Below are 12,984 nucleotides of genomic sequence, written 5' to 3'. Positions count from 1 at the left end.
CACAGGTGCCCGATCATCTACGAGGAGTCAACCGTGGAATCTCGTCGCGCGCCAGCCGGCACGGCAACGAATGTTGTTTCCCATATCTATGGCCCCATCGGCCACATCCAGCTGGATCGGCCGGCCAAGCTGAACGCGCTGACTCTGCAGATGCTCACCGAACTGACCCGCGTGCTGGCTGCATGGGCCGAGGATTCCTCGATTTCCCTGGTCCTGCTGACCGGTCGCGGCGAGCGGGCCTTCTGCGCCGGCGGCGATATTGCCGATTTCCATCGCGCCATCACCACCGGAAGCCATCAGGAATTCATCGACCTGCTGGCCATGGAGTTCGATCTGGATTACCTGATCTCCAGCTATCCCAAACCACTGATCAGCTTGGCTCACGGCATCACCATGGGCGGCGGTGTGGGCCTGGCTTCCCATGCACCGGTGCGCTTGGCGACTTCCAGCGCCACCATGGGCATGCCAGAAGCGAAAATCGGTTATACCCCCGATGTGGGTGGAACACATTTGCTGGCTAACGCTCCCGGGCATTTTGGCGAGTACTTCGCCATGAGCGCAGCGTCCTTTACCGGCGCCGATGCGGTCTACCTCGGGTTTGCTGATGTCGTGGTCACCGATTCCTTCGCGGAGAATATCCTGGACGAGCTCGACGAGCTGGTGGGGCTGTCCTCCGCAGAAATCATCTCGGCCATCGAGGTACTGCATGGTGCCCCTGAATCCCATGCCTTGGAACTGAGCCAGGGCTGGGTGGATCACGCCTTCAGCGCCGATAGCCCGCAAGAGGTGCTCGAACGGCTGGAGCAGATGGTGCACCCGGCAGCACGGCAGGCGACCCAATTACTCTTGGCCAACTCGCCCTCCAGCGTGAGCTCGGCGTTCTACACGGTGCGCCAGGCACGCGTCGATCAAGACCTCCGCTCGGCGCTGGACCGGGAATTGCGCGTGGCCCGCCACTTGATGCACCAGCCTGATCTTGCCGAAGGCATCCGTGCGCAGGTGATCGACAAAGACCGCAAACCGCAATGGTCGCCTGCCTTCATAAGCGAAGTTGATCAACACGGATTGCGGTTGTTGGCAGAGGGCTCGCGGGACTAGCTATCTGCGCCGGGCTTGCCTTCGGGACGGGTGACATCAGCATGCACCGGGCGGACCTTTGCAGAATCCTTGGGCTCGATGCGAGGTGCGCTGACCGCATCTTGGGGTTCGCGCACCGTGGCGGGTTCGATGCCGACGCCCTGGGGTACCTCAAAGTGCAACGGCGCGTGCTCGCCGAAGTGGTCGGCATCGGCTTCGTCCCAATCCTCTTTCCACGAACCTGGGGCGTCCTCCAGTAGTTCACCGGGGCGCAGCCAGTGGAAGAGCGTGGCGTAGGAGCGGGTGGACTGCAGGTTCACGCGTCGACGGAGCATTCTCGTATTCAGCTGGGTTGGGCTGCTCAGTCCCATGGACGCCATGATTTGCGCGCATTCGGTCACCGTCAAGCGGTGGTAGTTATAGACGCGGTGCCCCTTGTCCTCGACATCCAAGGCACGCATCAGCCGCTTGTTCTGGGTGGCCACGCCTACCGGGCAATGGTTCGTATGGCATTGCTGCGCTTGAATGCACCCAGTGGCCATCATCATGGAGCGCGCCGAGAACGTGAAGTCCGCGCCCTGGATGAGCCGTTTGATGATGTCGGATCCGTTGGCGACTTTGCCTGCCGCCGCCACACGGATTTCATCGCGCAGCCCAGCCCCCACCAAGGTATTGTGCAGCAGCATCAGCCCCTCGGTTAGAGGCGCCCCCACATGGTCCTCGTACTCCAGCGGCGCTGCCCCGGTTCCGCCTTCGGCCCCGTCCACGGTGATGAAGTCAACGAGAATTCCGGTCTCCAGCATGCCCTTGCACATAGCCATCACGTCCGTACGAGACCCCACGCAGAATTTGATGCCCACCGGCTTGCCGCCGCTGAGCTCGCGCAATTTCGCAACAAAGTGCATCAACTCGCGCGGGGTGGAAAACTCGGCGTGGCTCGCCGGCGAAATGCAGTCGATGCCCATCGGCACATCACGGGCTTCGGAGATTTCCGAGGTGACCTTGGCAGCCGGCAACACGCCACCCAACCCCGGCTTGGCCCCCTGGGATAGCTTGATGGTGATGCCTTTGACGTTCTCGTGTTGGGCCTTCGCGGCGAACGTCTCGGGATTGAATCGGCCTTCCGGTGTGCGGCAGCCAAAGTAGCCTGAGCCGATTTCCCAGAACAGATCCGCCCCGTATTCCAGGTGGTATTTGGTCAGTCCGCCTTCACCTGTTTCGTGGACGAACTCGCCCATTTCTGCGCCCTTGTTCATTGCCAGGACGGCGTTGGCCGACAATGAGCCAAAGCTCATGGAGGAGATATTCATCAGTGAAATCTCATAGGGCTGGGTACATTGGCTGGAGCCGACCTTGACGCGAAATTGGCTGGTTGGCGGTGCCACCGGAGCGGCAGAGTGCAACAGGTATTCGTGGCCCACGCTATTCACATTGCGTTCGGTGCCAAAGGCCTTGTGGCTGTCGGCGCCCTTGGCCCGCGCGTAGACCAGGGAACGGGTGTCGCGGTCAAAGGGCTTGCCATCGGTGTTTCGTTCGATGAAGTACTGCTGGATTTCCGGGCGGATGAATTCAAAGAGATAACGTGCATGCCCGACAATCGGGAAGTTGCGCAGAATTGCATGCTTTTTCTGCACAAGATCATGAACTCCCAGCAGAACCAGCAGTCCGGTCAGAGCCACCAAGATCCACCAGACCCAGCCGCCAGAAGTACTAGCCAAGATAGCGGTGACGACAAACCCGGTAGCGAGCACGCCGAGGAACAGGAGAACCACACTTCGCATCATGATGCGAGCCTAGTAGCCCAGTGCCCACTTGTCAGGCATTTAGCCCGGCAAGATCCGGTCCACCTCGCGCATGGCCATCTGGGAGAAGAGCGAATCTTCTTGGGCCAGCAGTTCGGCGGCATTGCCGCGTTCGGCAACAACGCCTTCATCAAGGACCACGATCAGCTGTGCCTGCCCGACTGTGGCGAGGCGGTGGCTGATCATCACCACGGCCATTCCCTGTTGGCGGCGGCGTTCAACTGCCCCCAGCACACGTTGCTCGGTGGCGGCATCCAGTGCGCTGGTCGATTCGTCCAGGATCAGGACAGCTGGTTCGCGGATCAGCGCGCGGGCCAGCGCCAAGCGCTGGCGTTGCCCGCCCGATACTCGTGCGCCGCGGTCACCGAGCCGAGTGTCGAGACCAGACTTTTGCTGGGCTAGCCAAGTCCCCAGGCCCAATTCTTCCAGCACTGCCAGCAGCTGGTCGTCGTTGATCTCCTTCATACCCAACAACAGGTTATCGCGCACGGTGCCGCGCACGGTCAGCGCCTCCTGTGAGACGAGGATGACCCTGCTGCGCAGTTCTTCAAGGCTCGCCGCGGTGATGTCGACACCGCCAAAGCTGATGGTGCCGGTGTATTCCAGTGCACGCACCAGCGCTGAGGCGACTGAAGATTTTCCTGAACCGCTGGCACCAACCAGAGCCACAGCTTCGCCGGGGCGCATAGCCAGATCTGCACCCTGCACCACGCTGCTCGAACCGTAGCTGATCCCGAGCCCCTGGATTAATAGCTCACCGGTTTCCGGCAACGCCTCGGGACGGGCAGGGTCGGTGACCTGCGGCTTGCGGGTAGCTGTGGCGTGCAGCCGCCGAGCGCTTGCCAGCGAATCCTGCAACCCGAGGATGAATCCATCTACGGCGCGGACTGCTTCGAATGAAGGGACGAGTGCACAAGACAGAATCACCAGCGCACCCAGTTGCCCCTGGATGCTAAGGACAATGAACAGCGCAAGCAGGGTGCCCCACATGATCATCTGGGTCAGGGCAGCTCGGACAGCCGTGATCTTTCCCGTGCTCAGCGCAGCGGTGCCCGCTTCGCTGGTGCTGTCGCGTAGCCGTTGCATGGTCTTGTTGCCAGCGTGGAAGCCATGAAGAACCTCTACACCGGCCAGGGATTCGGCGAGTAGCTGGTTTTGCACACCGCGGGCCTCGGCGATGATAGTTGCATCAGAACGCAGGGTGCGCACGCCAAAGACGGGGATAATGACACCAATGAGCAGGTATGCGCCAAGCACAATCAGCGCTGGCTGCTCTCCAAACTGGGTCCATGTTGCCCACGTGGCTACGGCACTGACCACTACCGCTGACACCGCGGGCGGCAGTGTGTGGGCAAAGAATACTTCGACCTTGTCGATATCGCTCGTGGCTCGCGCTAGGAGGCTTCCAGAATTCTTGGTGGCTGCGCTAAAGGGTGCTTGGTGTTCGAAGGCGGCATACATTCGGCGGCGCAGGCGTGCCAGGGAGAGGAAGGCAACCCGGTGGCCGACATATTGTTCCAAATAGCGCAGTACGCCTTTGGCCAGGCCCAGAATAATGATGAGTCCAGCCATCCCTCCCGAGTCCAGGAACTGCAACGCCACGAGATCCTGCAAGTCGAGGATTTTGACCAGCCCAGCGCCTGCCAGGACATAGATGCCAAGTGAAATCAACCTGGTCAGGCAGGAGAAGATGCTGGCCAGCGCCAGTGGCGCCAGCAGATCTTTGGTGGTTCCAATCAGCCAGAAGATGGTGGCAGCCGTGTGCTTCCTTTCGCTATTCATGCTTGCCCCTCCTCAAGTGGATTCAGGCCGCTGGATTGCAGCATTGCGGTGCGCTGGTTCAGATTTTGAATGGCGTTCTTGAGATACCCTTCTTGCACAAGGAGCTCTTGGCGCGGGCCTGCTTGAATCACTCGTCCGTGGTCCATGACCACCACAAGGTCATAATCGGCCAGTAATCCCAAACGATGGGTGACGGTGATGATCGTGGTGGATGGGTCCAGTTCACGTAGGGTCTGGATGATGCCGGCTTCGCTGTGCACGTCCAGTGCGCTGGTGGGTTCATCAAGCAGCAGAATCGGCCGGTCGGCTAGCAATGCGCGGGCCAGAGACAGGCGCTGGGCTTGCCCTCCAGAGAGCCGGGCGCCACCCTCGCCAAGCTGCTGGTCGAGGCCCTGCGGTTGTGCTGCGAGCCAGGTATCCATTCCAACCTGCTTGATGGCAGCGAGCAGCTGGCTGTCCGTGGCGGCTGGGGCTGCCAGTTGCAGGTTTTCGCGCAGGCTCACGCCAAAGAGCGTGGCCTGTTGTTCAACGACGGCACTGTTGGCCTTGAGAGTGGCTGGTCCCATGGGCTGGCGCCCATCATGGATTGTCCCCGAGGTGGATTCGAGTTGCCCTTGGAGCACGCGGATCAAAGTGCTCTTGCCGCTGCCCGACGCCCCAATGACAGCTGTGCGGGAACCTGCGGGGAATCGCAGATTGATGTCGTCCAAGGCAAGGTCGCTGCCGCTATAGCTGGCGCACAGATGCTCAATGAATAATCCGTTGCCAGCGAGGTTCACCCGCAGCGGGTTGGCCATGGACGGATGCATTGAAATGTCTTCAATTTCGGCCAGTTTTTTCTCCGCCGCTTTCCCGGTCATCCCGATGTAGAAGAAGCTGCCTACATAGTTGACTGGCGCCAGCATCAGGTAGCTCAAGATGACAAGCGTTATGGCAGAACCCGGGGGGATGGCCCCGCTGCCCGCACGCCACCACGCCAGCAGCGAGGCGCTGGCCAACAGCAGCACGGCAAAACTGGAATCAATGACCAGAAGGATCAGCTGGTTTCGGGCCAACAATTTCATGACCTGTTGACGCACCTGCTCAGTGGCCGCATTAATGGCCTGGCCCATCCAGTCACTGCCACCGTTGAGTTTTAGCATGTTCAATGAGCGCAACGCATCCAAGAAGGTGGCCGAGAGGATGCCTTGGGCCCTGCGGTATTGTCCATTGGCTGAACCGAAACGGCGTTGAAATCCAAGTACGATCACCGGAACCAAGGCTGTGGGAATCACGAGGAGTATCGCGCTGAGCGGGTCGACAAAGAACGCGATGAAAATCAGGATCAATACCGGGGTGACCACGGCGGCACTGGCTGGCCCAATAAAACTCGAACGATACTTCACAGATCGTTCCACCGAATCCATGGCTGCGTGCACCAGCTCCCCTTCGCCGACACGGCGTACGGCCAAAGGGCCAATGGAGAGGTAGTGCTTGAGCAATTTGGAACGTTGAAAGCTAGTCAGTGCTTGGCTGTCATGGGAGATCACGACGGGGATCAAGAAGGTTGCGATGAGCAAAGCCAGCAGTTCACCGGCCACGCCGATATACCATTGGGCGTCTAATGATGAGCCGGTGTGCAGCCGGTCAAAGCCCTGGCCCAGCAGGACCACAAACCCCGCGGTTCCAGCGGCGGCAATGAGGCTGAGCGCCACCACGATTGCAGTTGCTGCCGAAAAAATTCCAAAGACCCTACGCACATCACTATCCTAGGACAGATCCGGTCCTGCCTTGCGGAGCGCTTGTCACACATTGCCGGTGGCGCGGAAAGTAGGCGAAACTGTAAGGCATGAGCACTTCGGAGCTGAAACAGCGCCCCCATTCCGTCACCCTGCGATTCCTCGCGGCCCCGACTGACGTAGATGTCACCGGGATCGTTCCTGCAGGCACCGTTCTTGAATGGGTTGACAAGGCAGCCTATGCGGCCGCCGTGGGTTGGTCTTCCAGCTATTGCGTTACCGCGTACGTGGGCAACATACATTTTGCAGACCCTATCCATTCGGGCGACCTGGTGGAAGTCACCGCATCGGTGGTTTATACCGGTAGCAGCTCCATGCATATCCATACCGAAGTGTCCTTCCAAGACCCTCGTGAATTGCGCCCGGTGGCATCCAGCAACTGCCTGGTGATTTTTGTTGCCGTCGGTGACGACGGCAAGCCAACTCCGGTTCCCGGCTTCATGCCTGGAACGCCGCGGGAAATCGAACTGCGCGAGAACGCTTTGGCGCGCATCGATATCCGTGAACAAATTGTTGCCTCGATGAAGGACCAGCAGTACACCGATGAAGGCACCGCTGAACGCGTGACCCTGCGTTTCATGGCTTCGCCTACCGATGTGAACTGGGGCGGCAAGGTGCACGGTGGCATGGTGATGAAGTGGATCGATGAGGCCGCGGAGCTGTGCGCGGCGCGATACTGCCAGCAGGAAACTGTTGCGGTCTTCTCCGGTGGCATTCGTTTCTACCGGCCACTGCTCATCGGCCATCTGGTGGAAGTCGAAGCGCGGCTGGTCTACACCGGCAACAAGGGCATGCACATTGCGGTGCATGTGCGTTCGGGCGACCCGAAGACCCGGGAAATGAACCTGACCACCTACTGCCTGACCGTGATGGTGACTCGCGACGAGACCGGCACCGCGGTACCGGTGAAGCCATGGGTTCCAGTCAGCGCCGAAGACCAGCGTTTGTGGGAACACGCCCGTGAACTGGTGGCCATCCGGGCCAATGCTCCTGGCGGATATACCCCGGTGCACCTCGCGGAATCGAGCGCCTCGTGAGTGATCGCTTGCCCTTCGTAAAGGTCTGCGGGCTGTCTACCGCTCAGGATGTCCAAGTCGCGGTCCAGCACGGCGCCGATGCTATTGGCTTCGTGCTCACGGCGAGCCCCCGAGAGGTGGCTGTGCAACAGGCCGCACAGCTGGTTTCCCTCGTCCCAGAAGGCATCGCCACCGTTGCCGTTTTCCACACGGAGGATCTGCCAACGGTGCTCCAGCGGGCCACGGATGCTGCGGTGGGCTGGGTCCAGCTGCATGGCCAGCGTTCTGCCGAAGATGTGAATCTTGCCCATGCTGCGGGTCTCAAGGTCATCCGCGCAGTCCGCAGCGATGCAAACGCAGAGGAGTTTTCCGATTGGGGCGAGGACCTCTTGCTCATTGATGCTTCTGTTCCCGGCAGCGGCAAGAGCTGGGATTATGCTGCGGTTCGCGAACTGGCAGCCGGTCGCCGCTGGCTGGTGGCTGGCGGGCTGAATCCGCAGAACGTCGTCGAGGCTTTGGCGCTCTCCGAGGCAACAGGAGCCGATGTCTCCTCGGGGGTCGAATCCTCACGAGGTGTCAAAGATCCTGCGCTGATTGCCCAGTTTGTCGACGCCGCCAAAGGCGCCTAGGTTCTAGTGGATCCAGTTGTGAGGCGCAGGCTTGCGCGAGCCTGGCAGGGCTCCCTGCTCGCGCCACTGGTGAATCCACTCCGGCACCACGCGATCTTCAGGAACTTCGAGTCCCACCGCAGCCAGTATCTCATCATTCGAAACGGCGCCCTTTTTAGACGTCATGCGGGTGGCGATATAGGCGCGGGCATAGATCTCGCCCTTGACGACGATGCGCTGTTCAAAGTAGATGCACTTGTCATCCAGCCCCAGCAGCCGAGTCTCTTGAGAGAATTTGGCGCCCAGGCTAACTGATTTGCGGAAGGTGATGGTTTCGGTCTGCACCACCGGGGTCCATTTGTTCTTGCGCATGATGTCCCAGACGCCGGATCGAAACATGAGATCAAACCGGCCCAAGTCGAAGATCGAGAAGTACATCCCGTTATTAATATGGCCGGCGAAGTCGATATCGGTCAGGGTGGCTCGCATATTCACCGAACTGGTGTCGAACATGGAGAGTCTGGTGGCTTTTTTGCTGTTCAAAAAGATCATGAGGATTCGGAAGATCATGTGCATACCATCACATTACCGCTCGGTAACATTTCTGCCTAGCCCACTGGCGCATTCCCCTCGACCTTTGGCGTAAGTCTTGCGGATCATGCCTGCAACAGGGCAACACGGTAGGGTCAAAGTGCTAGATCTGTTTAACTCCGCCTAGGATTTCGATGCGCAGACTTCCCGATATATTGCACCGGCGCCTTCCCTCATTGCCGCCGGCCGACTGGGAGCGCCCGGCGCCGGACGCCAAAGGCCTGCGCAGGGATGCGGTACTCGCGCTGGCTTTCCTGCTTTTTGCGTTGCTGATGCAAGAGCTTGTCCTCTCGTTGACCGAAAAGCAGGATGCAGTTCAGCGGCCGCTCGCCTTCCTCATCTTGGCTGCGTTGATCCTTCCCCTGATGTTCCGCCGGCGTTGGCCCATTCCAATGATGCTTGTCAGTTCCGTCGCTTTCATTGCCAGCGGCACTTCGGAAACCTATACGGTCGGCATGCAGCTCTGCGCACAACTGGCCTACTTCCTTGGCCTCTATACCGCAGTGACCTGGACGCGGAATCGCCGAGCCCTCTGGGCATCCTTGACCGTAGTGCTTCTGGCCATGGCCGTATGGATTGTCGTTTCGCTCTTCACCTCGGACCTGTATGCGGCGACCGGAATGAGAATGGTCGAAGATCCCGCGGGACTGCTGCCGGTTGAAATTGCCTATTCCCTCTACAGCTTCCTGATGAACCTGATGTATTTCGGTGGCGCGATTTTCCTCGGCCTGATCAGCTGGTCCAATGCCTACTCCAACGAAATCGTCAGAGAACAGGCCCAGCGCATCGCCAACCAGGCACAGCAGCTGGCTGATCGAGCGGTCAACGAGGAGCGGCTGCGCATCGCCCGCGAACTGCATGATGTCATTGCCCACCACATCGCTTCGGTGGGAGTGCAGGCCTCTGCTGCACGACTGGTGCATGACCGCGACCCGGATAAATCCCTGGAGCTCATGCGTGGCATCGAAACCTCGGCACGCAGCGCCGTGCAGGAAACCCGCTCGCTGCTCGGAGTGCTGCGTGAAAACGACAGAAATGATCCTGCTCCAGAATCCGCAGACGGAATCCGGAACCCGGAACCATCCATGGCGCGAATTGACGAGCTGGTCACCGCTAACGAGCTTCACGGACTGACGGTGAATCTCTCGCGCGATGAACACGAACCGGGCTTCATCGCTGGCCTGCCCGCGGGCCTTTCACTTGCCCTTTACCGCATCAGTGGTGAAGCACTTGCTAACGTGCGTCGTCATTCCACCGCGCATACTGCCACGCTGTCTATGCGCTCAGGCTCCGACGAAGGGGGCACCTGGGTTGAAGTCGAAGTGACCGATGACGGGCGTCCACGTCCTGATTCCTCCGGCACCGGATTCGGCTTGCGAGGAATTCGAGAACGCGCGAATTTGCACCATGGTCTGGTGGAAATCGGACCGCGTATTCCGCGCGGTTGGCGTACTCGCGCCAGGCTTCGAGTAGTCACATCAACAGACGCAGGGGTGGTGCCATGAGCAAGATTTCTGTGGTGATTTGTGATGACCAGCCGTTGATCGTCTCTTCTCTCAAACTGATACTTGAAACAGACGAGCGCATCGAGGTGGTCGGCACGGCGATGAATGGCGTAGCAGGGGTTGAGATGGTCCAATCGCTGAATCCGACTTTGGCACTCATGGACATACAAATGCCGCTGTTGGATGGCATCGATGCAACGGCTAAGATCATCGGCCATACCGACACCAAGGTCATCGTTCTGACGACCTTCAATCGCGACGATTATCTATTCGATGCCATGGATGCCGGAGCCAGCGGATTCCTGTTGAAAAACAGCGAGCCAGAGATGCTCATCAATGCGGTGCATCAGGTGGCTGCCGGCAATGGGTTGCTCTCCCCCGAGGTCACTCTGAAGCTAGTCAGAGGACGGACGCCCAAGGCCAATGACGCGGCCGGACATTCTTCAAGTCCCGAGTCTGGACGGTTGAAGGAACTTACCGAACGAGAACTTCAGGTTCTCGGCGAACTAGCCAAGGGCAAAAACAATCAGGAAATAGCCGCCACGCTGTGGCTATCCGAAGCCACGGTTAAGACCCATCTCTCCAACGTGCTGGCCAAGCTCGGCCTGCGCGACCGGGTCCAAGGGGTTCTATTTGCGCATCGAGCAGGACTCATCCAATAGTTTGAACCTTCAGATCGATCACTTAGCCTGACTGCTTTCCTAAGCTGATGAGTACAAAGAATATTGGGCAGGGGAAATCATGCTTGAGTTGCATAACGTCTCACGATCATTCTCGAACCATCAGGTGCTTGAAGATGTGAGCTTCACCGTGCCAGGCGGGGCCCTAACCGGATTCGTTGGTGCCAACGGTGCTGGAAAAACCACCACCATGCGCATCATCATGGGCTTGCTGGCAACCAACACGGGGACGGTCACTCTCAATGGCGTTGAATTATCGTCGGATATACGACCGAATTTCGGATACATGCCCGAAGAACGAGGCCTGTATCCAAAACAACCCGTAATTGATCAACTGGTGTATTTAGGCCAGCTCCACGGATTAGGAAGAACCACCGCCCGTTCGCGAGCGATGGAGCTCTTGACGCGGTTCGGGCTGGAGTCGCGGGCAAAAGCCAAGCTGGAGTCGCTGTCATTGGGCAATCAGCAGCGGGTTCAGGTGGCTGCTTCGCTCTTGCATGAACCAGACGTGCTGGTTCTGGATGAGCCATTCAGCGGGCTTGATCCCCTCGCCGTGGATGCCATGAGCTCGATCCTGCGAGACTACGCTTCACGAGGAGTTCCTGTTCTCTTCTCATCGCATCAACTGGATTTGCTGGATGTGCTGGTCGACCACCTCGTGATCATCCAGCAGGGCAAGATTCTCGCCAACTCGTCGGCCGATGACCTGCGCACTTCGCAGGCTTCGCGCCACCGCATTTCTTTGGGCTCAGATACCGGCTGGCTGCGCAACGAACCAGGGGTCACCGTTATCGATATTTCCGGCCCAGACGCGCTGGTTAATTTCGAGTCCGAAGCCGCCGCACAGCGGGTGCTGTCACAGGCTATGGAGCGCGGATCGGTAAACGAGTTCTCCATCTATCGTCCGTCCCTGGCCGACATCTACCGGGAGATCATCCGATGAAAACCACGACCCCTGCCTGGCTGATCGTCGCACTGCGGGAAGTTGAAACGAAACTACGTGACAAGGCCTTCATCATCAGCACCATCGGCACATTGGTAATCATCATCGGATCGATTGTCGTCTCCAGCGTTCTCGGCAGCCGTGGTACAGAATTCTCGGTAACAGCTACCGACGAGTCCAGCTATCAAGTGCTCACCCAAGTCCAGAAAGACAAACCGGACGATGTCTCGCTGCGTATTGCCCAATCCACCGTACAAGAAGCACGGCAACAACTTAGCGATGGCGACCTAGACGCGATGCTGTCCAGCCGCAATGATGGGCAAGCCTATTCGCTGACCGGCTTGGACGAAGTTGATGATCAGCTTCGTCAACTAGTTGCCGACGGTGTCGACACTATGCTTACTGAGCAGGTCCTTTCATCCGCAGGGCTGGATGCTGCGAGCCTGCCTTCTGCAGATGCCTTGACGGTGTCCCAGCTTCAAGGTGATGCCGGCCGGAATTCAATGGTCAAGGCCATGGGATTCCTCTTTTCCTTCCTTTTCTACATGGCCGCGTTGCTCTTCGGCATGCCTATCGCCAACTCCGTGATCGAAGAGAAACAGAACCGCGTGGTGGAGATCCTTGCCAGCACCATCCAGCTACGCCAATTGTTGGCCGGAAAAATCGTTGGAAATGTCATTCTGGCGATGATCCAGCTCTTGGTCTTCCTCAGCGTTGGGCTGCTGGCGGCGTATCTGTCGCCCTTGGAGATCCCGTTCCTCGGTGTTGTTTCCCAGGTTGCCGGATGGTTTGTGGTCTTCTTCTTTGGCGGATTCCTGGTCTTGGCCGGCATCTGGGCCGCACTTGGATCGTTGGCAACGAGAACCGAAGACCTGCAGCAATCCAGCGGCCCAGTGGTCACCGTTCTCATTGCGGTGCTGTTCATCGGTCTGTACGCCAAGGACGGCTTCTTGGTTGCGGCCTCCTACGTTCCTATCGCCTCCTCCGTAGCCATGCCCATCCGGTTGTTATCCGGCGAGGTTGCCCTGTGGGAGCCAATCCTTTCATTGGTCATCCTCTTGGCCACCTGCTGGGCAGTATTGCTCTTTGCAGAGAAAATCTATCGCCGGGCAGTGATGCACACCGGTGGTTCCCTGACTCTGCGCAAGGCAATGAAGCTGGAAGTCTAGAACCATAAGATTTATTGCCGGAGCCCAGACCAC

11 protein-coding genes are annotated in these 12,984 nt (G+C 59.0%); 7 read left to right on the top strand and 4 right to left on the bottom strand.

The features are described 5' to 3' along the window. Nucleotides 1-33: 33 nt before the first annotated feature. On the top strand, nt 34-1,098 hold the full coding sequence (locus tag ACT7DV_RS09925; RefSeq protein ID WP_444662232.1) for an enoyl-CoA hydratase/isomerase family protein: 1,065 nt from the start codon (nt 34-36) through the stop codon (nt 1,096-1,098). Here ACT7DV_RS09925 and ACT7DV_RS09920 read toward each other — a convergent pair. Genes ACT7DV_RS09920 through ACT7DV_RS09910 form a run of 3 tightly spaced genes read right to left on the bottom strand, consistent with a single transcriptional unit; the run spans nt 1,095 to nt 6,400 of the window. Continuing rightward, complete coding sequence (locus ACT7DV_RS09920; protein ID WP_444662230.1) at nt 1,095-2,861, bottom strand: FMN-binding glutamate synthase family protein; 1,767 nt, start codon at nt 2,859-2,861, stop codon at nt 1,095-1,097. The genes ACT7DV_RS09925 and ACT7DV_RS09920 overlap by 4 nt on opposite strands. A 39-nt stretch (nt 2,862-2,900) precedes the next feature. Continuing rightward, nucleotides 2,901-4,661 (bottom strand): amino acid ABC transporter ATP-binding/permease protein, encoded by a 1,761-nt coding sequence (locus ACT7DV_RS09915; protein WP_444662228.1) that lies wholly within the window; start codon nt 4,659-4,661, stop codon nt 2,901-2,903. Further along, entirely contained in the window at nt 4,658-6,400 is a 1,743-nt protein-coding gene (locus tag ACT7DV_RS09910) for an ABC transporter ATP-binding protein/permease (RefSeq protein WP_444662226.1), read from the bottom strand. The genes ACT7DV_RS09915 and ACT7DV_RS09910 overlap by 4 nt, the downstream gene beginning before the upstream one ends. An 89-nt stretch (nt 6,401-6,489) precedes the next feature. Between ACT7DV_RS09910 and ACT7DV_RS09905 the strand changes: the two genes are divergently transcribed. After that, nucleotides 6,490-7,476 (top strand): acyl-CoA thioesterase, encoded by a 987-nt coding sequence (locus tag ACT7DV_RS09905; protein ID WP_444662224.1) that lies wholly within the window; start codon nt 6,490-6,492, stop codon nt 7,474-7,476. Beyond that, on the top strand, nt 7,473-8,084 hold the full coding sequence (locus ACT7DV_RS09900; RefSeq protein WP_444662222.1) for a phosphoribosylanthranilate isomerase: 612 nt from the start codon (nt 7,473-7,475) through the stop codon (nt 8,082-8,084). Before ACT7DV_RS09905 ends, ACT7DV_RS09900 begins: the two co-directional genes overlap by 4 nt. 3 nt (nt 8,085-8,087) lie before the next feature. Here ACT7DV_RS09900 and ACT7DV_RS09895 read toward each other — a convergent pair whose 3' ends face one another. Further along, complete coding sequence (locus ACT7DV_RS09895) at nt 8,088-8,639, bottom strand: acyl-CoA thioesterase (RefSeq protein WP_444662220.1); 552 nt, start codon at nt 8,637-8,639, stop codon at nt 8,088-8,090. A gap of 149 nt (nt 8,640-8,788) precedes the next feature. Here ACT7DV_RS09895 and ACT7DV_RS09890 point away from each other — a divergent pair, with 149 nt between their 5' ends. The 4 genes from ACT7DV_RS09890 to ACT7DV_RS09875 all read left to right on the top strand — a co-directional run bounded on the left by ACT7DV_RS09890 (nt 8,789) and on the right by ACT7DV_RS09875 (nt 12,951). Beyond that, nucleotides 8,789-10,159, top strand: a complete 1,371-nt coding sequence (locus ACT7DV_RS09890; protein WP_444662218.1) for a sensor histidine kinase — start codon at nt 8,789-8,791, stop codon at nt 10,157-10,159. Beyond that, a complete protein-coding gene (locus ACT7DV_RS09885; protein ID WP_444662216.1) occupies nt 10,156-10,821 on the top strand; it encodes a response regulator in 666 nt (221 codons plus the stop codon). The genes ACT7DV_RS09890 and ACT7DV_RS09885 overlap by 4 nt, the downstream gene beginning before the upstream one ends. A 79-nt stretch (nt 10,822-10,900) precedes the next feature. Then, on the top strand, nt 10,901-11,782 hold the full coding sequence (locus ACT7DV_RS09880) for an ABC transporter ATP-binding protein (protein WP_444662214.1): 882 nt from the start codon (nt 10,901-10,903) through the stop codon (nt 11,780-11,782). Continuing rightward, on the top strand, nt 11,779-12,951 hold the full coding sequence (locus tag ACT7DV_RS09875) for an ABC transporter permease (protein ID WP_444662213.1): 1,173 nt from the start codon (nt 11,779-11,781) through the stop codon (nt 12,949-12,951). The genes ACT7DV_RS09880 and ACT7DV_RS09875 overlap by 4 nt, the downstream gene beginning before the upstream one ends. Nucleotides 12,952-12,984 lie beyond the last annotated feature (33 nt).

Source organism: Glutamicibacter sp. TV12E, from assembly GCF_052441935.1.
Classification (GTDB): Bacteria; Actinomycetota; Actinomycetes; order Actinomycetales; family Micrococcaceae; genus Glutamicibacter.
This window is presented reverse-complemented; position numbering and strand designations above follow the sequence as displayed.

Excerpts from the sequence above, each read along its gene's own strand:
- ACT7DV_RS09920 (WP_444662230.1), bottom strand. The coding sequence starts at position 2,861 with ATGATGCGAAGTGTGGTTCTCCTGTTCCTCGGCGTGCTCGCTACCGGG.
- ACT7DV_RS09915 (WP_444662228.1), bottom strand. The coding sequence starts at position 4,661 with ATGAATAGCGAAAGGAAGCACACGGCTGCCACCATCTTCTGGCTGATT.
- ACT7DV_RS09905 (WP_444662224.1), top strand. The coding sequence starts at position 6,490 with ATGAGCACTTCGGAGCTGAAACAGCGCCCCCATTCCGTCACCCTGCGA.
- ACT7DV_RS09895 (WP_444662220.1), bottom strand. The coding sequence starts at position 8,639 with ATGCACATGATCTTCCGAATCCTCATGATCTTTTTGAACAGCAAAAAA.
- ACT7DV_RS09890 (WP_444662218.1), top strand. The coding sequence starts at position 8,789 with ATGCGCAGACTTCCCGATATATTGCACCGGCGCCTTCCCTCATTGCCG.
- ACT7DV_RS09885 (WP_444662216.1), top strand. The coding sequence starts at position 10,156 with ATGAGCAAGATTTCTGTGGTGATTTGTGATGACCAGCCGTTGATCGTC.
- ACT7DV_RS09880 (WP_444662214.1), top strand. The coding sequence starts at position 10,901 with ATGCTTGAGTTGCATAACGTCTCACGATCATTCTCGAACCATCAGGTG.
- ACT7DV_RS09875 (WP_444662213.1), top strand. The coding sequence starts at position 11,779 with ATGAAAACCACGACCCCTGCCTGGCTGATCGTCGCACTGCGGGAAGTT.